At 59.6% G+C, this 22,704-nt stretch carries 19 protein-coding genes and 1 pseudogene; 8 read left to right on the top strand and 12 right to left on the bottom strand.

Annotation, left to right across the window (positions count from 1 at the left end; translation table 11 throughout):
* Positions 1-69 precede the first annotated feature (69 nt).
* From LIX91_RS10590 to mksB, 4 genes are all read right to left on the bottom strand, one after another.
* Positions 70-1,317, bottom strand: a complete 1,248-nt coding sequence (locus LIX91_RS10590; protein ID WP_226488459.1) for a right-handed parallel beta-helix repeat-containing protein — start codon at positions 1,315-1,317, stop codon at positions 70-72.
* A 171-nt stretch (positions 1,318-1,488) separates the two neighbouring features.
* Positions 1,489-4,308, bottom strand: coding sequence for an Mks condensin complex protein MksF (gene mksF, locus LIX91_RS10585; protein ID WP_003391215.1), 2,820 nt, complete (start codon positions 4,306-4,308; stop codon positions 1,489-1,491).
* Positions 4,305-5,012 carry an Mks condensin complex protein MksE gene (gene mksE, locus LIX91_RS10580; protein WP_003319438.1) on the bottom strand — a complete coding sequence of 236 codons (708 nt, stop codon included), beginning with the start codon at positions 5,010-5,012 and terminating at the stop codon, positions 4,305-4,307. The genes mksF and mksE overlap by 4 nt, the downstream gene beginning before the upstream one ends.
* Positions 5,002-6,279 carry an Mks condensin complex protein MksB gene (mksB, locus tag LIX91_RS10575; protein ID WP_003404706.1) on the bottom strand — a complete coding sequence of 426 codons (1,278 nt, stop codon included), beginning with the start codon at positions 6,277-6,279 and terminating at the stop codon, positions 5,002-5,004. Before mksB ends, mksE begins: the two co-directional genes overlap by 11 nt.
* Before the next feature lie 144 nt (positions 6,280-6,423).
* On the opposite strand from mksB, the gene LIX91_RS10570 reads away from it, so the two are divergent.
* Together LIX91_RS10570 and rimI are read left to right on the top strand one after the other, a co-directional pair.
* Positions 6,424-7,230 (top strand): energy transducer TonB, encoded by an 807-nt coding sequence (locus tag LIX91_RS10570; RefSeq protein ID WP_103695932.1) that lies wholly within the window; start codon positions 6,424-6,426, stop codon positions 7,228-7,230.
* The gene (gene rimI, locus LIX91_RS10565; protein ID WP_003345934.1) at positions 7,223-7,678 is read left to right on the top strand and encodes a ribosomal protein S18-alanine N-acetyltransferase; all 456 of its coding nucleotides are present in this window, start codon (positions 7,223-7,225) and stop codon (positions 7,676-7,678) included. The genes LIX91_RS10570 and rimI overlap by 8 nt, the downstream gene beginning before the upstream one ends.
* Positions 7,679-7,687: 9 nt before the next feature.
* Here rimI and LIX91_RS10560 read toward each other — a convergent pair whose 3' ends face one another.
* Positions 7,688-8,092, bottom strand: a complete 405-nt coding sequence (locus tag LIX91_RS10560) for a hypothetical protein (RefSeq protein ID WP_003414893.1) — start codon at positions 8,090-8,092, stop codon at positions 7,688-7,690.
* Positions 8,093-8,262: 170 nt separating this feature from the next.
* Between LIX91_RS10560 and can the strand changes: the two genes are divergently transcribed.
* On the top strand, positions 8,263-8,901 hold the full coding sequence (gene can / locus LIX91_RS10555) for a carbonate dehydratase (protein ID WP_003345939.1): 639 nt from the start codon (positions 8,263-8,265) through the stop codon (positions 8,899-8,901).
* A gap of 57 nt (positions 8,902-8,958) precedes the next feature.
* Here can and LIX91_RS10550 read toward each other — a convergent pair whose 3' ends face one another.
* The 3 genes from LIX91_RS10550 to LIX91_RS10540 all read right to left on the bottom strand — a co-directional run bounded on the left by LIX91_RS10550 (position 8,959) and on the right by LIX91_RS10540 (position 13,474).
* On the bottom strand, positions 8,959-10,623 hold the full coding sequence (locus LIX91_RS10550) for a methyl-accepting chemotaxis protein (RefSeq protein WP_181017072.1): 1,665 nt from the start codon (positions 10,621-10,623) through the stop codon (positions 8,959-8,961).
* Positions 10,624-10,742: 119 nt separating this feature from the next.
* The gene (locus tag LIX91_RS10545; protein WP_226488458.1) at positions 10,743-11,402 is read right to left on the bottom strand and encodes an HD domain-containing protein; all 660 of its coding nucleotides are present in this window, start codon (positions 11,400-11,402) and stop codon (positions 10,743-10,745) included.
* Positions 11,403-11,467: 65 nt separating this feature from the next.
* Complete coding sequence (locus LIX91_RS10540; RefSeq protein ID WP_226488457.1) at positions 11,468-13,474, bottom strand: acyltransferase family protein; 2,007 nt, start codon at positions 13,472-13,474, stop codon at positions 11,468-11,470.
* A gap of 257 nt (positions 13,475-13,731) precedes the next feature.
* On the opposite strand from LIX91_RS10540, the gene LIX91_RS10535 reads away from it, so the two are divergent.
* From LIX91_RS10535 to LIX91_RS10525, 3 genes are all read left to right on the top strand, one after another.
* On the top strand, positions 13,732-14,076 hold the full coding sequence (locus LIX91_RS10535) for a zinc ribbon domain-containing protein YjdM (RefSeq protein ID WP_032656664.1): 345 nt from the start codon (positions 13,732-13,734) through the stop codon (positions 14,074-14,076).
* A 108-nt stretch (positions 14,077-14,184) separates the two neighbouring features.
* Positions 14,185-14,616, top strand: coding sequence for a thiol-disulfide oxidoreductase DCC family protein (locus tag LIX91_RS10530; protein WP_003414902.1), 432 nt, complete (start codon positions 14,185-14,187; stop codon positions 14,614-14,616).
* 268 nt (positions 14,617-14,884) lie between these two features.
* Entirely contained in the window at positions 14,885-16,093 is a 1,209-nt protein-coding gene (locus tag LIX91_RS10525) for a sugar transporter (RefSeq protein WP_003408474.1), read from the top strand.
* A gap of 66 nt (positions 16,094-16,159) precedes the next feature.
* Here LIX91_RS10525 and pcsA read toward each other — a convergent pair whose 3' ends face one another.
* A complete protein-coding gene (pcsA, locus tag LIX91_RS10520; protein WP_003404730.1) occupies positions 16,160-16,879 on the bottom strand; it encodes a phosphatidylcholine synthase in 720 nt (239 codons plus the stop codon).
* A 147-nt stretch (positions 16,880-17,026) separates the two neighbouring features.
* Positions 17,027-18,979, bottom strand: a complete 1,953-nt coding sequence (locus tag LIX91_RS10515) for an alkaline phosphatase D family protein (protein WP_100072377.1) — start codon at positions 18,977-18,979, stop codon at positions 17,027-17,029.
* Positions 18,980-19,206: 227 nt separating this feature from the next.
* Here LIX91_RS10515 and LIX91_RS25805 point away from each other — a divergent pair.
* A pseudogene (locus tag LIX91_RS25805) lies at positions 19,207-20,019 on the top strand (MCP four helix bundle domain-containing protein); the annotation flags it as partial.
* Positions 19,993-20,877 (top strand): methyl-accepting chemotaxis protein, encoded by an 885-nt coding sequence (locus LIX91_RS25800; RefSeq protein WP_410524752.1) that lies wholly within the window; start codon positions 19,993-19,995, stop codon positions 20,875-20,877. The pseudogene LIX91_RS25805 and the gene LIX91_RS25800, both read left to right, overlap by 27 nt.
* Positions 20,878-20,885: 8 nt before the next feature.
* Here the strand turns inward: LIX91_RS25800 and LIX91_RS10505 are convergent, their stop codons facing one another.
* Both LIX91_RS10505 and LIX91_RS10500 read right to left on the bottom strand, forming a co-directional pair.
* Complete coding sequence (locus tag LIX91_RS10505) at positions 20,886-21,323, bottom strand: GNAT family N-acetyltransferase (RefSeq protein ID WP_003404734.1); 438 nt, start codon at positions 21,321-21,323, stop codon at positions 20,886-20,888.
* Between the two features lie 81 nt (positions 21,324-21,404).
* Positions 21,405-22,598: a diguanylate cyclase gene (locus LIX91_RS10500; protein WP_100072375.1), complete on the bottom strand. Its 1,194-nt coding sequence runs from the start codon at positions 22,596-22,598 to the stop codon at positions 21,405-21,407.
* Positions 22,599-22,704: the final 106 nt, after the last annotated feature.

Genomic DNA, 22,704 nt, shown 5'->3' with positions numbered 1-22,704 from the left:
GGGGTTTATCACTCTGCCGGGCTCACCTCATTACAAGGTAGCGGAATTAGCGCCAGAGACCCCCAGGGTTTAGTGAAACGCCCCCATCCCTGCCAGTCTGCTGCCAGCTCGGAGGTGGAAGCTGCGCAGCACTGGCAGGCTTCCGTCCGGCTGACGTGGCGCATCCCACCCGGTATCCGAGACATCCTCAAAGTCTGCGTCGGTTACCGGCGTTGGCAATGTCCAGGAGTTGTGTGCCATATCCAGTCCTTCGGTGTTAACGGTCAACCGTCCCTTGTAGGCGATGTTGTTGAACAGGTTACCGAGAGGGATCAGCGAACCATCCGGGGCGATACCTGCCATGTTGTAGTTCACGCCATTTGCAAAAGCCGTGTTGTTGATGAAGTCCAGTGCCAGGGTATGGTGATTGGCATAGAAACCAGCGGACTTATTGTCGAAGGCAACGGAATTACGGACGATATGCTTCACGCCGTCAGGCACATACTTTCCACCGTATCCGCCGGCTTTGATGCCATTACCATTGCCGGCTTCAAGTTTTGTGCGCGTGCCAGGCAGGTAACCCTGCTGCCATGCCCATGAGCTCTCGATGGTCACTGGCGAGAAGGCATTGATCAGGTCAAAGCCGTCGTCGGAATTGGCCCATGCTCTGCAACCGCGGAATACATTACCTGGATGGCCTGCCTTGATATGTGCACCGAAGCCGTCTGCACTCTGACCTGCGCCGTTTGAGGTGTAAGGATCGTAGTTGTGGTGGGAATCTGTATTCAGCACTAGGTTATAACCGCCGTTCTGAATGAACAGGCCGGGTCCCATATTGTGATGCAGATTGAGTTGCTCAAAGGTATTGTGGCTGCCGCTGTTCCAGATGCCCCATGACTCGTGGTTGAGATGGTTTTCCGGCTGTTGCGGTACGCCGGTCACCTCCAGCCCCTTCAGGTGTAGCCAGCTCCCGGTAACGTTGAAGCCTTTGACGCGACAATCGTCTTTCATGGCCGAGAAATCGAAAACCGGTGTTTCGCCCGGATAGGCCCAGTAGCGTATGGTTTTGTTTTCGCTGCCGCTGTTGTTCAGGGTTATGGCATTGACCGTGTCCGTACGGCTAGCGCAGCGGTTGATGCCGGCTGTGTAGGCATAGAGGCCGCCGCGAAAGTACACCGTGTCGCCGGCTTTTGCGGCTTGCTGCGCACGCATGATGGTGCGCAACGGTGAGGCTTTGGTACCCGCAGCGTGATCATCGCCATTGGGGGCCACGTAGTAGTCAGTTGCATGCGCTGTTGCAGCGACGACCAGCAAGACCGTCAGCAGTATCGTTCTCATGGGTCACTCCAAGCCTGCCTGGTGTAATCGTATGCGTGTTTGCTGCCCCTCATTATGAATTCGATGAATAAAGAGTCTGTCCGCCGGAGGCCTGCAACAGGGCCTCACTCAATTCAAAGACAATAAAAAGGCCGCATTCTCATGCGGCCTCCTGACGACAACTTACAGCGCTTACGATGCCAGTTCAGGAACTTCTGGTTTCACATCGTCACGACGCTGAATGTATTTCCAGTCCGCTTCATCAATGTAAATACCATTGGGTCCGCTGCCGCCTTCCAGGTCGATGGCGACGTGGGCCGAGACCTGTGGCTTCACACTGGCCAGAATTGGAACGAAGCCCAGTTGCAGGCTGGTTTCCAGCAGGGCTGCCTGGTTCTTCTCGTCAATGTCTGCGGCTTCGTCGAGGTAGTAAGGCAAACGCACCCGACCGGCCTGGTCGCGATCCATCAAGTGCAACAGCAGGTACATGTTGGTCAATGCCTTGATGGTCATCGTGGTGCCATTGGAGGCCGCGCCATCGATATCGGTGTGGATAACCGGCTGACCATTGACCTTGGTGATTTCGAATGCCAGCTCGAACAGGTCCTTCAAGCCCAATTGGTTGTGGTTGGCAGCCACAAGCCGGGCCAGATATTCCTTGGCTTCTTCGTTCTTGTTGTCCTGCTCTGCGCTCTGGCTCAGGTCGAAGACCGACAGCGTCTCGCCTTCTTCGTACTGCCCGGCGCTGTGGATGATCTGGTCGATGTGCTTGAGCGCTTCCTTGTTAGGGGCGAGCACGATACGGAAGCTTGCCAGGTTCGAGACCTGACGCTTGTTGATCTCGCGGTTGAACAGCGCCAGTTGATGCTCAAGGCTGTCATAGTCGCTACGGATGTTGCGCAGGGTACGCGCGATATCCGTGACCGCAGCACGACGAGCCTTGCCCAGCGTAAGCGCTTCGTCGGTACGGTGTGCGTAGGCATTGATCAATAGCTGCAGGCGACGCTCCATGTCGTCCTCGCTGTCGAACTTGGCCACACCCTTGAGGCGAACCTGTGCGTACAGCGCTTCGATCTGCCCATCGCTGCGCAACAGACCCTGCCAACTGTCCTGGTAGTCGTTGAGCAGCGGCAACAGGTTATCCATGGAATCGTCGATCGGGTCCATGAACGGTGTGCCAAATGGCAGATCCGCAGGCAGCAACTGACGGCGACGTAGCGCGTCGTCCAGTGTGCGTTGCTTGGATTCCATATCGCCGATCTGACGTGCGATCAATTGCAGCTTGGCGGACAGTTGCTGCACGCGCTCGGTGAACGCGTCGCTGGAGCGTTTCAGTTCATCCTGAGCGGCTTCCATCTGCGCCAGTTCTTCCAGCTTGGTGGATTCCTCCGCGCTCAAGGTCTGGCAGCGGCGGAAGTCTTCAAGCGCTTTTTGCGCATCCAGCACTTGTTGATACAACGCTTCGGTCTGGGTCTTGCTCGCCGAGCGGTCGGCAGCGACAGCCTGCTGGGTTTTCAGTTGTTTGAGTTCTTTCTCCAGTCGCTCTTTCTGATCGCGCAACGCGGCGCGATCGGCCAGCGCCTGCAGGGCAGGAGGCTCGATGCTCGACAGGTTGATGGTCAGCCCTGGTACCGCGAACTGATCGCCCTTGAAGCCATCCAGAATGGTCTCCAGCGACTTGACCCACGCATCGCCATCATCCAGCGCAATGCCTTGCTCACCCAACGGCAAGCTGAACAGCGCGCTGTTGAACAGACGCATCAGACGTTCGACGTCCGGCTGGGAAAACTCTTCACGCAGACGGGCATAGCTGTTGTTGTCCGCATGATCGAGCTGTTGCTTGACCGACTTGAGGCGTTTTTCCAGGTCGCGCAGGCGTTCGTCCAGGTCTTCGGCGCTGAACTGCCGGGACTGGGCCAGCGCACCGGCCAGCTCATCGTGAGCGTCCTTGGCGGCGAGCAGCTGTTGCTCCAGCACCTTGACGTCATCGACCAGCGCAAAACGGTTTTTCAGTACCGACAGCTCGCCGACCCAGCGCTGGATGCTGCTGATCTCGCGCTCCAGGCGCATCAGTTCCTGAGTGCTGCTGCGCTGATCGTTCTGCATTTCATCCTGCTGAGCACGGTAATGCTCAGCCTGGATGACCAGCTCTTCCTTGCGCGCACCGGAGTAATCCGACCAGGTGCCGAGCAGCGAATCAAGGATCGGTGACAGACGATGCAGCTTGCCGCGCAAAACATCGCGCTGTTTTACGCCAGCGGCCAGCGCCTCGACCAGAGGGCCGGCCAGCACCAGCGAGTTGTAGTCCTGTTCCATACGCCGCACATCGCGGAAGGCTTCTTCACAGGCGGCAATATAGTCGACGCTGCCCGAACGCAGGCTGTGCTCGAAAGCATCCAGAAACAGCTGCTTGAGTTTGGCGGCGGTGATTTCACGCATGTGCAGCAGGTTGATGAACAGTGCGCGGAAGGTCTTGAGGCTCTGCTCGCTGGTGGAGCGCAAAGGGATCAAGGTCAGGTCCAGCGGAATCGACGTGTGGCCGCCGACCAGCAGACGGCGCAGTTCGTCAGGTTTCAGCTCGTAGGCTTTCAGGCCCTGGCTTTCCAGGTTGCTGAACAGCTCTTTCTGACGCAGGCAGGTGTCGTTCTTCTGGTAATGACCCAGATCCAGCTCGCCGGCATAGGCGAAGAACTGATGGCCGAAGCCGCCGCCCGGACCGCGACCCACGACGCCGATGACATGCGGGCCGTGAGGCAGGGAGACTTCCACCAGAATGTAGCTGGTGTCGGAGGCGAAGTAGAAGCGCCGCGATTGCTCCAGGCTATATTTGCCGAAGCTCATGTCCGACATGCGCGCCAGAATCGGGAACTGCAGGGCGTTGATCGAGGCGCTTTTGCCGAGGTTGTTCGCGCCATATACCGACAGCGGATTTTCCAGCGGGAACAGGCCGAGGCTGTAACCGGCAGTGTTCAACAGGGCAAAGCGGCGGATGCCATAACGTTCCTGGCTCATGTGTCCATCTCCTGTCGTTGCTCATCGGCGATTGCCCGGGCCAGCGCCTCTTCCTCGGTCTCTTCGCCGAATTCAGCCAGGTCCAGCGGGTCATCGGTTTCCAGCAGCTTTTCGTCGCTGTCGTCATCGATGAGCACAGGCGTCGGCAGGGGCAGGGCGCTATGCAGGCTGGCTGCCAGATCGCGGTCCTGTTGCACCGACAGGCACACATCGAGAAAACGGTGCATCGGGGGCAGGAAACGGTAGATGCCCACTTCCTCACTGGCAAAGCCCAACTGCGTCATGCGCCGCATGATCTTTTCTTCGAGCTCTTCCGGGGTCTGTACTTCAGCTTGGAGAAACAGGTCGCGGTACTTTTCCAGCATCGAAGGCAACTCGTCGCGGCCCAGGCTGCCACCGTCGAGCACCGACATGGGGTCACGGCCCTGATCTGCCAGATGCTCAACGAGGATGAAGGTGAACAGTGCCAGGCGCTGGGCGGTCTTGTTGACCTGCGCGGCAGCCAGTTCAGGCACGAAGTAATAAAAACCACGCGTGTCGCAGACCAGTTCGAAGCCCAGTGCCTTGAACAGCGTGCGGTACTGGTCCTGGCAGTTGGAGAGCTGAGCGTACAGCTCCGGGTCGCGGCGGCTGATGTGATAGCCCTTGAACAGCTCGCGAAAAATCGGCGCGAGCTGGGACATTTCGGATAGATCAAGATGCATGAACGGTGCTCTCGGAATGCTCGGCCTGCTCGTCTTTTGCAGCGAGCAGGGCAAAGGAGCGCAGGCTGACGCGGTGCTCCCGGGTGAAATATTCGCGACGCTCGAGGCGTTCACGGGCGAAGCGCTTGTCTCGCGACAGGCGCGAGAACCAGTAGAGCAGCTCGTCGGTCTCGCCGGTCGGCTCCTGCTCCAGCAACCAGACCATGAGGTCAGGCATCGGCAAGGCGTCTTCACAGCGTTCGAGCATCTCCTTGACCGTACGCGGTGCGCGTGGCGCCTGGCCCTTGCGGGTGCCGCTGGCCTTGGGGAATCTCGCGGGTTTGGGTTCAAAGCGCGCCAGGGCATACACGTAGGCCTCGACCTGGCTGGCACTGCCCAGGAACGTGCTTTGCGGACGGGTGAACATCGGCATGGCAGCCTGAGGCACTGCATCCAGCCCTTTGCGGCGAATCGCAGACAAGGCCAGCGCCGCGCCGCGGGTCACCGCGTTATGGCGACGCGCTTCTTCACGCAGTGGCAGCAGCAGTTCGCGCGCATGGCGCAAGGTCAGCTGGGCGCTGGTCTGCATTTCCAGAATGCGCGCGTGGGTACGCAGCAGCATGTCGTCGTCGACCAGATGACCGAGACGTTGTTGCTCGGTCAGCAGGCGCAGCAGGACGTTCTCGACCTTGCGCACGCCCTGCTCGAACGCACCGTCTGCGTTGACCAGTTGAATCATCGGCTCGACGTATTCGTCCCACGTCGCCAGCACTTCGGCGTAACGCTGGCGCAACGGGATCTGCCGGTCACTGGTCTTGGCCCGGTCGGCCACGGCGACCAGCGCCTGCTCGTCGTTGGCGAGCTTCTTGAGTACGTCGCGCACGCGCATGTCCAGCAGGCGCAGCTGTCTGGCCAGGTCGTTGGCGTCGCGAACCTCGAACGCGTCCTGAATGTAGCCGGCCAGTCGCTCCAGATGGCGCAGGTAGGCTTCGATTTCCAGGCACAGGCCCAGACGGTGCTCGCGGCGCAGGTACGACAGGAAGTCATGGATCTGTGCGTTGAGCTCGAAACGGTTCGGGCTTTTCGCGACGGGCACCAGAATGTCCAGACGGATCCACACGTCCAGCAGATTGGTGATGTCTTGCGGAGTGCTGTCCTGCTGCTGAGCGCCCAGTTGCAGGCGCAGCTCGCTCAGGCTCAACGTACCCTGGTCGAAATGTTCGCATAAGGGCTCAAGGAGCGCCCAGTGCTCGGCAAGGGCGCGCAGAACGCGCTTGGGTTCGATCATCGTTAGGCCGACTGTTGGCAAGTGAAAAGCGGCAATTGTACTGCATCAGCCGACTGATATTTCACCTGCGGGCGATATGCTGCAGCGCAAAAAGGCGAACAACGCTAGAATTGCGCGCTTAACTTATCCACAGGTGGCTGACCCTTGCTCAACGAGTCCCGTCGCCGCGCTTATTTGACCGCCATGCAGGTGGTCAACTGGCTGCCGCGCACAGAACTGCCATTCGCCGCGCCGTCGCGTCCGCAACTGCTTGTGCCGTTGCCGCCGCCGGTCGAGGTGCAACGTGTCGCGCCTGCTGCTTCGCCAGCGGAGCACACTGCGCCTGCCGAAACGTCGAACGTCGAGCCGATTGCCCGGCAGCCCGAGCGCCCGAGGGTCGAGGTGCCGCGCCCCTCACTGGCCAGCACGCGCACAGCCACCCCGGCCGCCGAAGAAGCCGAGCCGGCGCCGCCCAAGGCGCCGGTGATACCGCCACCGCGCTTTTCCCTGCAATTGTTGCGCGCCGGACGCTGCCTGTTACTGGTCGAACTCACCACGGGTCAGCCGTTTCAAAGCCGTGATCCTTCCTACCTGCTGCTCAAGGACATGCTGCGCGCCGCCGGTCTGCCCGACAGCCCGCAGATCATCGGCGAGCCCGTGCGCTGGCCGTTGCTGGTCCGCGGCCAGATGGACCAGGGCCCGGAAGCTGCGCGCGATTTCGTGCAGGGCTTCGTCGGCGCGCGGCTCGAGGACGAGCCTTGTGCCTGCCTGTGGCTGATCGGTCTGCCGTCGATGAAGTACGCCGGTGAAGCCGATGCCGAGTCTTACCACCGTGAACTGCAGATTGAAGGTCTGGGCACGGCCTGGGCGCTGCCAGGTCTTGAATTACTGATGGACGAGCCTGAGCGCAAGGCGGATGTCTGGAAAGCCATGCGTCGGCTGATGACGCGCTGGAAATCGATCGATGAGTGATGCCGTAACCTTCCGCCGCATGACCGAAGCCGACATGGACGCGGTGCTGAAAATCGAATACGCGGCGTTCAGTCATCCCTGGACACGCGGCATCTTTCTCGACGGGCTCAAGTCCTATGAGATCTGGCTGATGTTCGAGGGCGCGCAGCAGGTCGGACACGGCGTCATTCAGGTCATCATCGACGAAGCGCACCTGCTCAACATCACGGTCAAACCTGAGAACCAGGGGCGTGGTCTTGGACTGTTACTGCTCGACCACCTGATGAAACGCGCTTACCAGCTCAATGCACGGGAATGCTTTCTGGAGCTGCGTGACAGCAACCGCCCAGCCTATCGTCTGTATGAAAACTACGGTTTCAACGAGATAGGCCGGCGTCGTGACTACTACCCGGCATCCGACGGCGGCCGTGAAGATGCAGTAGTGATGGCCTGCACGCTGCTGGACTGAGTGTCCGGATCAGCGCTGGTTGCCGTCCAGCGGGTCGATGAGTGCCAATTCTTCCTCATCCAGCCCGTTGCCACCGCCAATGTCATCTTCATCGACTACGGTCAGGTCCAGGTCCGCCGGGTCGCCATCGCCCTGTTCGGACGGTGAACGGGCACCGTCTTCGCGGATCAGGGTTTCCGGAGACAGATCATCGTCAGTCGAATGGTGATCATCAGTGGATGCCCCCGTCAGGCCTGCCTCACGCACGCGCTGATCGGGAATTTCATGTTGCAGCTCGCCTTCAGGGATAAGATCGCCGATACGGCCCGGTTCTTCCTCGTCGAAATCGAGCGTCTCCATGGAGCCCATGCGGTCTTCGTTATCGTCGATGGGTTCCGGCTCGGTAGCACCGAACGGGCGGCGTGAATCATTCATGGGAAATCCTCATTTCAGGTGGTCGTAAAAAGTGGACCGGCCATGACTTTGAAGATTCCTTTTTGTTGACCGACGAGCCTTGGTGAATTTTGCCAGTAGTGGCAAACAGGCGTGACTTGAAGGATTCGACTCCAGTCCAAGGCTGGGCATCATTATCGAGGCGTCAAAGCATGAACGAGCTACAAGACCTGATTGATAACAATGCACGTTGGGCCGATGCGATAAAGCAGGAAGACCCTGAGTTCTTCGCCAAACTGGCCCGCCAGCAAACCCCTGAGTTCCTGTGGATCGGTTGCTCCGATGCACGCGTGCCGGCCAACGAGATCGTCGGCATGCTGCCGGGTGATCTGTTCGTTCACCGCAACGTGGCCAACGTCGTGCTGCACACCGACCTGAACTGCCTGTCAGTGATCCAGTACGCAGTGGATGTGTTGAAGGTCAAACACATTCTGGTCACAGGCCACTACGGTTGCGGTGGCGTGCGGGCGTCCATGCAGGACCGCCAGTTCGGCCTGATCGACGGCTGGTTGCGCACGATTCGTGATCTGTATTACGAAAACCGCGAGTTGCTGGCCAAGCTGCCGACCGAGGAAGAACGCGTCGACCGCCTGTGTGAATTGAACGTGATCCAGCAAGTGGCCAACGTCGGTCACACCAGTATTGTGCAGAACGCCTGGCACCGTGGGCAGAGCCTGTCTGTGCATGGCTGCATCTACGGCATCAAGGATGGCCGCTGGAAAAGCCTCGACGTGACCATCAGCGGTTTCGAGCAACTGCCGCCGCAGTACCGTCTGCGTCCGCAGGACTGACAGCCGTTGATCGCCAGCCAGCCTGTTGTTGCAGGCTGGCTGGCGAGTTTCGGCCCATCACAGCACGAAACGCTGCACCATCAGGTTCAGATCAGTCGCCAGCATCGACAGTGCGTTACTCGCGACGGTGGTCTGCTGCGCGCCTGAAGCGGTCTGGCTGGACAGCTCGCGAATACTGCTCAGGTTGCGGTCCACTTCGGTTGCCACCTGGGCCTGCTGCTCGGCGGCACTGGCAATCAGCAGGTTGCGGTCGTTAATGGTGGCGGTTGAATGAATAATCACTTGCAAGGCTTCGCTGGTCGAGGCGGCCTGTTCCATTGTCAGGCTGGCCTGGGTCGCCGTGTGGCGCAGCGAGCTGGCGGTTTGCTGAGTGCTTTGCTGCACGCCGCTGATCAGCCCTTCGATTTCCGCGGTGGAGGCACTGGTGCGCTGCGCCAGTGAGCGGACTTCATCGGCCACCACGGCAAAGCCGCGCCCGGCTTCGCCTGCACGAGCCGCTTCGATAGCTGCGTTCAGGGCCAGTAAATTGGTCTGATTGGCAATTGCGCGAATCACATCGAGGATGCTGCTGATGCTCTGGGTACGCTCGGCCAGCCCTTGCGCCTGATGCGACGAGTCCAGCACGTTTTCGGTCAGTTCCTTGATCGACAGAATGGTTGCCGACAGCTTGTCCTGCCCTTGTGCTGCCGCCTGGGTCGACGCCTCCGATTCGGTCACGGTATTGCTGGCGTTGCCTGCCACCTCGATGGCCGCCTGACTCATCTGATTGACCGCGACAGCGGCCTGCTCGATTTCAGTGTTCTGCAGCTGCAGATTGAGCGCACTGGCTTCGGCGATGCTGCCCATCTCCTGAACCGATTGCGACAACTGTGCCGCCGCTGCGTAGATCTGGTCAATCGTGCTGTGCAGGTTGGTGCGCATGCGCCCGAGGGTGATCAGCAATTGCGCGGTTTCGTCCTTGCCGTCCGGTATCGGGTGTTCGCTCAGGTCACCATCGGCAATGGTGCTGGCGATGTGTAGAGCCTGCCGCACCGGATGGATGATGCTGACGCTCAGGCGCCAGGCCAGCAACAGGGTCAGCGCCAGAACCAGGCCGATGGCGCTCAGCGCGATGATCCGCGTTTGCTCGTAGCTGGCGCTTGCGGCCTCTACAGCGGTGGCCGCACTCTGTTTGTTCAGTTCCCGCAACAGCTGCACCTGCATGTCCATCAGGTCGCCTTGCAGTGAGAGCATGGTGTTGGCCAGCATCCTGGCCTCGTCCAGCTTGTTCTGCTCGATCAGCGCGATCTGATCCTGCAAGCCGGGCATGAAAGCCTTGTAGGCATCCTGCAACGCAACAATCGAGTCATGCTCAGTGCCCGACTGAACGCGCGCGAGGTATTCCGAGAAGCCTTTCTCGACCTCGTTCCTGAGTTGTTCGACATTGATCTTGCTGTTGATGACGGCACCCGGATCGTCGGCGTTGGCGATCAGGCGGGTGGTTTCGCTGCGCAGTTTGACCAGACCGATGGCGATGGCATCGGCGGTGGCGATACTGGGCAGGGCGCCGCTCTCGACCGCCTCGCCCTGGGTGCGAATAGCCTGCATCTGCAACAGGCAGAACGCGCCCAGCGCGACCATCAGCAGGGAGGTGACGGCGAAGCAGATCACCAGGCGCAGCGTGATTTTGAAGCGGCGCAAGAGTGTTGTCGTTGTGGCTTGCCGGCGTAGGAAACGAGGCATCAATCTTTTCACGGCACACAACCCCTATAAACACGCGGACCTTCTCGGAGAGCCGTTTATAGGGTAATTGTGTGATGTCTTTATGACATCTACTGGATGATGGGTGGGCAGCCGACTATTCATGGCTGAGGGGGAGCAACTTCCTCCATCAGTTCATCCAGAAAGCGCTTGACCCGGTGGTGCCGGACTTTCGCCAGCTGTGCGCCCGTATCGGTCTGAAAACCGTCGGCCAGGTGCAGCAGCTTGGTGTGGAAGTGGTCGACAGCGAAATTTATGTCGTCGTAGGGGCGCTGGCTGGCATACGGATCATTCGGGTCGTAGAGCGCTCTGCCGAGCCGCCCTGATACGTAGAAGGTGCGGGCCACACCGATCATGCCCAACGAGTCGAGACGGTCGGCGTCCTGCAGTATTCTGGCCTCGAGGGTCAAGGGCGTGATCGCCGCCGAGAAGCTGTGCGCTTCGATGGCGTGGGCGACGGAGGCGATGCTCTGCTCGTCCCAACCCACTTCGGTTAACAACTCGCGGGCCCGCGTCGCTGCCAGTCGCGATGCGCTGGCGCGAAACGGCGAGTCTTTCTCGACCGAAACACAGTCATGCAGCAGCGTTGCCGCAATCAGGATTCGGGCATCGCCGCCTTCACAGTCACGAATGGCGCAGACGTTCTTCCAGACACGCAGCAAGTGCGAGACATCGTGCGAGTCGTCGATTTTCTCTGCGTGGGTGTGGGGTATCAGCAGGTTGGCCAGATCCTCGAAGGGGGTGAAGCTGGCGGCGGTCATGCGGTGGTCCTCGGGCGTCTGGTCAGGCATCAGCATTACAGACAATGCCGCCTGATAAAACCCTGTCACTGATCAAGAATATGGCTGATCTGGCCGGCAAGCAGCCCCGCACCCCGTGCGTTGAGGTGGTTGAAGTCCTTGTAGTACGAATGCAGGTCGCCGATCAGGCATTGCCTGTCCTTGCAGAAGGCGTCATCCAGCGTGATCAGGCTGATGTGTTTTGACTGGCTGGCACGCAGGAACAGCTGGCGGGTGAAACGCTGCAACAGGTCGTGTTTTTCCACCGGCACCGACAGTTCGCTGACCCGCTGTAATGCCTGCGCATCGTCTTCCGAAGCGTCCCGTGCCAGGCGGTAATAGAGACTTTCAGGGTTGATCATTTGCTGCGGCACCTGCGCAACGATGAACACCTCGGCGCCGATACTGCGGTAGGCCTCGATCGTGTCTTCGAGGGCCTGGCTGAATACTCTGCGCGAGGTTTCGCGGCTTTTCTGCGGATCGGCGCGTGAGGTCAGGAAATATTTGCTCATCGTCCTTTCGCTGTAATCGTCACCGGTATAGAGCGTCCAGCGCGCCACCAGCACGACCTTTTTGATCCGCTGCCGCTTCACGTAGTCGAATTCCCGAGCGGCCAGCGCTTCGCAGACCCCGTCAGCGTAGTTGCCGTTGGCCACGTCCACGCCGAGCAAGGGCAGGCAGCCGCCCAGGCCGATATGCGCGAGGGTTCTGCCCTGATCCCGGGCGGCGGCGTCGAACGTCGATAACAGCGCTTCGGAATGGCTGTCGCCGAACAGCGCCATGTCCGGTACTGCCTCCTTGTCAGCAAGGCCGAACAGGCAAAAATCGACGTTGCCGCTCTTGCCGTCCAGAGGCTGGTCGCATTTGTCGCGTATCAACGGGTCGGCGAATGCCTGATGCAGGTCCGGGTCGACAGCGAAACGCTGGGGAAAGCCGTTATTCACATAGCCGACCAGCCCCAGCGCGACAAACAGCGTTGAGGCAGCACCTGCTGTGGTGAAAATCTGACGACGATTGAAGGTGCCGGCCTTGCGAAACGGCTGCTCGACGAAACGCCAGCTCAGCCAGGCCAGCGCCAAAGACACAAGGGTAAGCGCCAGCATGAGTGGCAGGCCTGGCTCATTCAGGTTGTATTGGCGGGCAAAGGCGAAGACGGGCTGATGCCACAGGTAGGCGCTGTAGCCGAGCATGCCGATCGCGACGGGCGCACGTGAGCTCAGGGCGCTCCCCACCCAGGTCTTGCCATGGGCAAAGACGATGATCAACACCGCACCCAGCACGGGCAACAGCGCGTTGAGGCCGGGGAAGGGCGTGCTGCTGTCGAAACCGACCACGGCATAACCGATCAGCGAAATCCCCAGTAAAGTCGCCGCTTGATCGACAACGCTCGCGCGCCCGATGCTGCGCGGTCGCCAGGCAAAGTAGAAGGCGATGAACGAGCCCGCCAGCAATTCCCAGGCACGTGCCGGCAGCAGATAAAACGCGTTGCTGGTGGCTTGATGGGCGCCCAGTTGCGCCAGCGCGACGACGATCAGCAGCCCAATCAGCCGCTTGCGGCCCAGGCCCCAGGCCAGCATCAAGAGCAGCGGGAAGAACAGGTAGTACTGTTCCTCCACCGCGAGCGTCCAGGTATGCAACAGCGGTTTGAGTTCTGCCGTGGCGTCGAAATAGCCGCTTTCCAGCCAGAACAGCACGTTGGATGAAAAGGTCGGCACCGCCACCAGGCTCTTGGCGAAGTATTTCAGGTCAGACGGATCGAGCGTCAACCACGCGACAGGCAGGCAGATCAGCATCACCACGAACAGCGCAGGCAGGATGCGCCGCGCACGTCGTTCATAAAAGTTGATCAGCGAGAACCGCCCTCTGATCTTCTCCGCGATGATGATCGAAGTGATCAGATAGCCGGAGATCACGAAGAAGATATCGACGCCTACGAACCCGCCGCTGAACAGCGGCAAGCCCGCGTGGAACAGAATGACCGGAATGACCGCGAGCGCGCGCAGACCATCGATCTCGGGCCGATAGCCGAGTGCCGGGTTGTGAGGGATGCCCATGTGATGTGCTCATGCAGTAAGTGGCAAGAGACGGTAAATGCACGCTGCAATAGCTACCGCCAGCGCGAGGCGCAGGGGTCGTGTAAGGAGAGGACGAAGAGGAGTTGCCGGACAGAGCGTGCTGTATTTTTTAGTTCAGGTCTTCGCTTCTGTCCAATGACTGAAGCAGGTTTATGACGACAGATCAGTCTCTTCCCACCTGAAACGGGAAAAGCCCTTTATAATGCATGGTTTTACCCCTCCTCGATGCGAGAACCATTGTGAGCTTACCGTCCTGCCCGAAATGCAATTCCGAATACACCTACGAAGACGGCAGCCTGCTGATCTGCCCGGAATGCGCCCATGAATGGTCTGCCGACGCCGCTGGCGCCGATGCGTCCGATGACGTGAAAGTCATCAAGGACTCAACGGGCAACGTGCTGCAGGACGGCGACACCATCACGGTGATCAAGGACTTGAAAGTCAAAGGCTCTTCGCTGGTGGTCAAGGTCGGCACCAAGGTCAAGAACATCCGCCTGGTCGATGGCGACCATGACATCGATTGCAAGATCGACGGCATCGGCGCGATGAAGCTGAAGTCGGAGTTCGTCCGCAAGGTTTGATTCTGCCGGGCAATGGCTTTAGCCTGAACGCCTCGCCGGTCCTTCGACTGGCGGGGCGTTCATGTTTCCGGGCGCGCCAGGGCTGTTTTTCCTGAACAGGTGAATACCGTGCCGAACACCCCCGCCCCGTATCTGAAACCCGATGAATGTGTCGTGCTGTTCGATGGCGTCTGCAAGCTGTGCAATGGCGTGGTGAAGTTTCTGATTCGCCATGATCCGCATCGGCGTCTGCGCTTGGCCGCAGTGCAGTCCGAGCAAGGTCAGGCATTGCTGAAATGGGCCGGGCTGCCGCTCGACGATTTTCATACCATCGCGGTTATCGTCAACAATCGGGTGTTCGTACGCTCGGACGCCTTTCTGCACATCATGGGGCTGTTGCCCGCGCCGTGGCCGCTGCTCAAAGTGCTGGGGATTTTTCCACGCTTCCTGCGGGACTGGGCCTACAACCGTATCGCGCTCAACCGATATCGCCTGTTCGGGCGCTATGATCACTGCCTGTTGCCGTCGCCCGAGCACCGGCAGCGCTTCCTTGACGGCTGACGACCGGCGGTCATTTGTAAAGTCTGTCAGGTACGCACGGGTTGTGATCCACTCTTGTGGTCCGTAGAATTCGTGTCATCTGGCTTCACTCCCCATATCCACAATAATCCACTTTGCACACTGCGCCCGATTCAGAAGGTCGAGCGGAGCGTTTTTGCGTTGGTTTTTCAGTGGGGCGAGCCGCGGTTTTGCATACAGGTGTCAGGCGTGCGTGTGCACGCGTGGCGATCGGCCTTCGGGTCGGAACATTTTCAGGGCGTTGTGATTCTTGATAACTTCACCTCCAAACGAGCAGGCAGGTAGCTGGCTTGGCGTATTCGCGCTGGCCTTGGCGGCCTTCATTTTCAATACCACCGAGTTTGTGCCGATCGGTCTGCTGAGTAACATCGGCCAGAGCTTCGAAATGACCCCGGCCCAGGTCGGGCTGATGCTCACGATCTATGCCTGGGTTGTGTCGCTGATGTCGTTGCCGATGATGCTGGCGACGCGCAACATCGAGCGCCGCAAGCTGCTGATGTTCGTGTTCGGGCTGTTTGTGGTCAGCCACGTCCTCTCCGCGATCGCCCCCAGCTTTGCGATCCTGCTGGTGAGCCGGGTCGGTATCGCGTTTGCACATGCGGTGTTCTGGTCGGTCACGGCATCGCTGGCCGTGCGTATCGCACCGCCCGGCAAGCAGGTTCAGGCGCTGGGCCTGCTGGCGACCGGTACGTCGCTGGCGATGGTGCTGGGTATTCCGCTGGGCCGCGTGCTGGGTGAAGCCCTGGGCTGGCGGACCACCTTTCTGGGCATCGCCGGCATCGCTGCGCTGGTAGTCTTCCTGCTGGTTCGCGCGCTGCCTTTGCTGCCCAGTCAGAACTCCGGCTCATTGCGCAGCCTGCCGATCCTGTTCAAGCGCCCGCGGCTGATGGCGATCTACCTGCTGACCGCCATCGTGGTCACCGCGCATTTCACCGCCTACAGCTATATCGAGCCGTTCACCCAGACTGTGTCTCGACTCAGCGGCGAAATGACTACGATCCTGCTGCTGGTCTTTGGCGGTGCCGGGATCATGGGTTCGATCATCTTCAGCCTGTTCAGCGACCGCTTCCCCAACGGGCTGTTGATCACCGCCATTGGTACGCTGACCCTGTGCCTGCTGATGCTGTTGCCGCTCTCAGGGGATGCCGTGACGCTCGGCACGCTGACCATTATCTGGGGCATGGCGATCATGTGCTTCGGCCTGACCTTGCAGGCGCGCGTGCTGTCGCTGGCACCTGATGCGACCGATGTGGCGATGGCGCTGTTCTCGGGCATCTTCAATATCGGTATCGGCGGCGGCGCGCTGCTTGGCAGCGTGGTCAGCAGCCATCTCGGGGTTGCCAATGTCGGCATCGTCGGCGGCCTGCTGGCCCTCGGCGGGCTGGGGTTGTGCTGCTATACAACGCATCACTTCGGCAAGGTCCGGCCTGCTGCCGAGATGCAGGCCGAGAGCAAATAGGGCGCGCATAAAAAAGCTCGCTGATCGCGCAATGTGTTCAGCGAGCTTTTTGGTCTGGCTTGCAGGTCAGGCTTTAAGCCGACCCAGCCACTCCAGCGACGTTCTCCAGATACAAATCCCCAGAAAATACGCCGACATCGCCAGCCACAACCCCATGACCACCGGGCCGTTGTGCGGGTGGTTGATGATCAGCAATGCGCTGGACAGCAACCATACGGTGGTCACCGCGATATTGAGCGGCATGAAGCGGCGCACGCGGAAAGGGTGCAGGAACTTCATGCGGGTCATGGTCAGCAGCGCCAGGGCGATGATGGTGATGAACGTCAGCCATGGGGCCGGTGACAGAATGTAGAGGCACAGTGCAACGACGTTCCAGGCGGCGGGGAAGCCCTGAAAGTAGTTGTCCTTGCTTTTCATGTCGACGTTGCAGAAACAGAACAGCGACGAAACCAGAATGACCGAAACACTCAGCAGCAGCGTGTAATCCGGGACCGGTATATAGCGGTAGATGAACAGTGCCGGGATGAACACGTAGGTCAGGTAGTCGATGACCAGATCCAGTACCGAGCCGTCGAAGTGCGGCAGTACCGACGTGGTGTTGACCTTGCGAGCCAGTGAGCCGTCGACTCCATCGACGATCAGGGCCGCGCCCAGCCACAACAGGCAGGCTTTGGGTTCGTTGTTGAACAAGGCAATGGTCGCCAGGAACGCAAGGACTACGCCGGTGGCGGTGAAGCCATGTGCCCCCCATGCGTTGAGTCTGGCTATGCGTTGATTGGTTATCACGGGGGCGCTCTCCAGGAAGTAATGCTTGCCAGGGTGTGCCGCAAACCTGACCGGTAGCAACTATCGACCCGGCAATTGCCGATAAGTTTAGCGGTGACTATCCCTTGTTTCCCGGTTGTTTTCCAGAAAGCCACGCTCTTCGTCTGATCACGGGTCTCTGTATTCTTCCGGTTCGACGAAACAGGTAGGCGCGTCACCGTTGGCATTGAGTTGGTTGATCAGGGTCGGCTGGCCCTGTTCATTGAACAGTACCTGCCCGACACCTGCCGAGTTCCATAAGCGTTCACCGGCCTTGCTGTGCTCGGGCGTGCGCGGAACAACCTTCATCAGGCGGCGCTTGGTGAACCAGTTAAGAGGTGAGCGGGGAGAGTATAACCAGCGATTCAGCCGATCAAAAGTGTCGAGTAGACGACGGGGGAATTCATTCTTGATGCCACTGCTGGTGATCTGCCAGATGTGAGGCCCGCCGCTGCGCTGGCGAATCAGGATTTCGTAGACGAACGAGTAATGCACATCGCCCGACAGGATCACGTAATTGCCCGGGGTTCTGGAGTGGCGAAAGATGTTCAGAATCACGTTGGCAGCACCACGGTGCGCCATCCAGTTCTCCGCATCGACCAGCAACGGATAGCCACACCAGCTGAAGATACGTTGTATTGCCTCGATCAACTTGACACCGAAAACGGGGGCAGGTGAGACGATAATCGCTGATTTATGGTCGATCAGCTCCTGTTGCAGTTCACTGAGCGCTTCCCAGTCCAGCAGGCCGGACGGGTGATTGAAGTTCGACTCGCTGCGCCAGCGCCGGGTTCGGGTATCCAGTACCACCAGTGCCGGGTGGGTCGGCAGCACGTAATGCCATTGCTGAAACTTCAACAACTGATCAATCAACTGGTCCTGGGCCTGGCTGTCCAGCCAGTTGTCGTTCGACACGGCGTCGCTGCTCAGTGCATGAGCCTGTTTGATCAGCCCGTCGAGCGCATCCGGGTTATTGCCCCAGCCCTGGCACAGCAGATAGGCGAGCAGGGCGTTACCGATGATGCGCTTGGAGAAGGGATGGCCGTACGCGGTTTGCTCCCAGTTCGCCGACAGGTTCCAGTCATCGGTGATGTCGTGGTCGTCGAAAATCATCATGCACGGCAGATGCGCCATCGCCCGCGCTACGCCGCCCAGGCCCTCGGCAAACGCCTCGACCAGATGCTGCTCCCTGGCGTAGCGCTCGACTTCCCCGTCTTCCAGTTGCGGCCTGCCGGGTTCGATCAGGGTCCAGGGCGTGGGTGACCAGACCAGCAGGTACATCGCCATGACTTCCGCCAGGGTGACCAGATGGTTATCCGCTGTGCTGCTGGTGAATACCGGTTTGCTGGTGCCGCCGAAGAAGCGCTCGCGCAGTGTGTCGTTGCTTTTCAGGGCCGGCAGCAGGTCGGCACGCTGGTAATAGCTGGCCGGATGCGCATAGAGACGAGGGCTGTCATCGACGATGGCACCGTCGAGTCGCTCGTCGAACAACCCCAGCCGTTCGATCAAGACATGGATGGCGCGCAGCATTGGCCCGGCGACATCGTCGGCGTAAATCTGATCGCCGCTCATCATCAACAGCGCAGGGCGTTGCAGCGGCTCCTGGATATCGGCCAGCAGGCGGTCTACGCAAAGCAGACCTTCGGCCGCGCTGTGGTGCGGCTTGCGGCACGAGCCATGCAGCAGGTGGTCAATGCTGCTGCGCACCACGAAGTTCGGGTAGCGGTGGCCCTCGTACAGCAAGTGCGGCGCCCACTCGGCAATACCGCCTTCGTCCTCCACAAGCAGGTCGTAATCGATCCAGGTGTCGCGCGGCAGTTCGGCTTCCAGTTGCAGGTCGATCAGGTGAATGAACGCATGGCGCCCAATTGCGATGACCTGACACTGCCGGTCGTCGAGTACGTAATCGTTGAAGCTCGCAGTGGGGTCATCAGTAGCGGCATGGCGCAGGCGCACGGTCAGGCGCAATGGACGGGACCCTACCAGCCACAACACCAGGCGGCTGGCTTCCTGGCGGCGCAACAACGGGCCGGCAAGGATAGACGGCAGCGAAGTGAGTTGATCAAAGGAAGAAGCTGACATCCTGACTCATGGCTCTGTGGGATATAGGCGGGGATGGTAACGCAACAGGCCTGGAAAGTTCTTGTTACACCACGCGAACGCGTGTTTCCGGACATTGCAGACCATGCAAAACGGTGCGCTCAGCCTCATTCATATGAAGACTTTGTTAACCGCCTGCAGAGTGCTCTGAAAATGCCGATATACACCTATGCAGAGGGCATCAGAATTCCATAAGGTTTTATGGCGTTATGCCATATTTGCTCATGAGGGTTCCCGCTATGAAATGGTTTTACAACGCAAGGCTGTCCGCCAAGTTGTTTATGTCTTTTGCGCTGTGTGCGCTTTTCACCCTTGGGGTGGGCGTAATAGGCAGTCGCGGCGTCAGTGCCCTGTCCAGCAGCCTTGATAACGTGTTTACCAACAGCCTGCTGTCGGTTACAAAAACCGGCGAGGTCAAGGCCTCGGTCATTGCTCAGAACCGTGATCTCTATCGTTTATTGGCCGCCATGGCAGGCAATGCGCCGCAAAGCGTCAAGGACGATATTCTCGCGAGCATGACCGCCAACAAGACTCAAGCTGAAAAGAGCTACGCCACTTACAGGGCTACGCCGCTTGAAGATGACGAGCGCGCTGCCGGTGATCAGATGGACAGAGACTGGCCTGGCTATCAGGCGCTCATCGAGCAGGCCAAAGGCACTGCCCTGTCCGGGGATATTGCGGGTGCGAGAGCGATCATCGACGGTGATGTTCGCAGCGGTTACCTGAAGGTCATGGATCAGCTGACCACCATCGTCAATTCCAATAATCGTCAGGCAGGGGAGGCCGCTGTAGCTTCCGACCAGACACAGGACGCAGCGCAACGAAATCTGTACATCGGCATAGGTTTGTCATTCTTTGCCGCGTTTGTGATGGGCCTGTTCATAAGTCGTGCCATCAGCACGCCAATCAACACTGCGGTGACCAATGCCCGGCGAATTGCCAGCGGTGACCTGACGCTGCCGATTGCCAGTCAATATCACGATGAAGCGGGCATGATGCTGGTTGCCCTGAGCGATATGCAGGACAACCTGAAAAGCACGATCGGGCAAATATCCAGCGCTGCCGACCAGTTGGCCTCGGCTGCTGAAGAGCTGAATGCCGTGACTGAAGAAAGCAGTCGCGGTCTGATACGTCAGAACGATGAGATTCAGCAGGCCGCTACGGCAGTGAACGAGATGACCGCTGCGGTCGAAGAGGTCGCGCGTAACGCCATGTCGACGTCGGAAGCCTCCCGACAGACCAGCACCGACGCGGCTGCCGGACGTGATCAGGCCCGTGATGCGGTGAATGCGATCAATACCGTCAGTGCCGAGATCAGCAGTTCGACCACCATGGTCGAAGAGCTCGCCGGGCGCGTCCGTGAGATCGGGCAGGTGCTGGACGTGATCCGTGGGATCGCCGAGCAGACCAACCTGCTGGCCCTCAACGCCGCCATCGAGGCCGCACGTGCAGGCGAGCAGGGTCGCGGCTTTGCTGTAGTGGCAGACGAAGTGCGGGCGCTGGCCGCTCGAACCCAGGCGTCCACCGGCGAAATCGAAACCATGATTGGCAGTGTCCAGGCCAGTGCCGATCAGGCCGTGCGGGCCATGGGCAACAGTCGCACCCTGGCCAGCAACACACAAACCCTGGCTCAGGCCACAGGGCAGTCGCTGGAGCGCATTGCGCAGAGCGTCGCCGAGATCAACGACCGCAACATGTTGATTGCGACAGCCTCCGAAGAGCAGTCTCACGTTGCGCGCGAGGTGGATCGCAACCTGGTCAACATTCAGGACCTCTCCGCCCAGACCGCCGCAGGTGCGCACCAGACCAGTGCTTCAAGCCAGGAGCTGTCGCGTCTGGCCATTTCCTTCAACAATCTGGTGGGCAAGTTCAAGGTCTGACGCAAGTCTCAGGCCGTTGTGTTCGGCAGGCGCTTCTGGAAAAAGAAGCGCTTGTTGCCGGGCGGATAGTCGTCAATCTGGCCAAACTCGGTGTAACCGTGGCGGCGATAGAAATCGGGGGCCTGGAAGTCGAAGGTATCCAGCCAGATTCCCGTGCAGCCCTTTTCAACCGCCAGATCCTCGGCCATCTGCATCAGACGCGAGCCCATGCCTTGCCCACGGGCCTGTTCCGGCACGACCAGCAGTTCGATGAACAGCCACTCATAAAGAATGCGAGCATGCAGGCCGCCGAGGACTTCCCGGGTTTGATCATCGCGAATGAACATCGCCACTTTCTCGGACTTGCCGTCGCCCGCCTGCTCGGCGTTGAAACGTTTCAGTGGTTCCAGAATCGCCAGACGATCCTCTTCCGTAGGGTTGGTGCTGACGTCAATGTGAATGCTCATGCGATGGCTCCCAGCCTTGGTGTGCGCCGAGATTAAAGTGGCAGGGGCGCGGCGTAAAGCAGTATCCTGCGGTGTTTCATTTCACGCAAAGCACACGCAATTACGTCCGGCGCGCTTGGCCGCGTATAGGGCATTGTCAGCCGCACCAATCAGGTTCTCGGCACTGGTCAGAGGCGCTGTCGCACAGGCCACGCCGAGGCTGATGGTGACCAGCGCGTTTTCGCCCAGCACCGGGTGCGGCAACTTGAGCTCGGCAACCGCGCTCTGCAGGGCCCCGGCCACTTCTCGGGCCTGCACGGCATCGCCGATCATCAGCACCAGCACCTCTTCGCCGCCGAACCGGAACGCCACAGCACCATGGTCATGCGCGCTTTGCTGGACTTTCTGACAGAGCAATCTGAGGCAGGTATCCCCTTGCGGATGCCCGTAGTTGTCGTTGTAGGATTTGAAGTGGTCGATATCCAGCAGGATGATGGCCACGTTCGCCGGCGTATTGCGAGCGTGCTCCCAGACGGAGGTCATCACTTCGTCCTGGTAGTGTCGATTGAACAGCCGGGTCAGCCCGTCGGTACGCGCGAACTCCATCAATTGCACTTGAAGCAGGCGTCCGCGAAGCGCAAACAGGTAGCTCATACGGCCTGCCCGCTCCAGAAAGTAGGAGGCCATCAGCAGCAGTGCCACTGTCGAGACGAACAAAACGGCGTTGGCCTGCCAGATCACGAAGTCGGCGAAGTCGGCAATGTAAGTAGCCACCAGCTGGATGATCAGCATGCACGACATGGCGACAGCGGCATGGCGCAACGGCAATTGCTGGATCATGGTGCAGTAGACCATGATCAACAGCATGCCGAGTTGATAAAAGATTTGATAAGGGCTGTCGCTGTGAATCATGACCAACAGCGGCATGAGCGAGCACGCTACCGTGGCGAATGCAGCGATCGTTTCCATCGCCCAGCGCGTGGAAACCCGTTGAGCCAGCATCAACAGCACGATAAACATCGGCGTCATCAGGCACAGACGGCCCACGGCTACATAGAAAAATACATCCCGCAGTATCAACCAGTCGCTGATCAGGAACAGGTTGTAGATCAGACTGCCGCCAATCCCTACCGCCGTCAGGAACTCGCGCCGCGGTAGCCGGGTTTCGTCCTGATAGCGTTGCTCAAGAACACGGCTGAAGCGTAACGAGCCAACACCTGAAGCGATCGTCTGCTCGACCTCGGCAAGGAGTTGCGCATCTTCAAGATTGGGACGTTCAAGGGCAGAAACGAGCATGTGACACCGGTACATTAACATCGAGAGACGTAGGACATCATGAGTGATGTCTTAGTGCTATCAATGTATCGTGTCACCAGTCCAAAGTCGACCGGTGGTGGCCGCT

Source organism: Pseudomonas sp. B20, from assembly GCF_020515755.1.
Classification (GTDB): Bacteria; Pseudomonadota; Gammaproteobacteria; order Pseudomonadales; family Pseudomonadaceae; genus Aquipseudomonas; species Aquipseudomonas syringae.
Note: the sequence above shows the minus strand (reverse complement) of the source record. Positions and strands in the feature narration are given on the sequence as shown.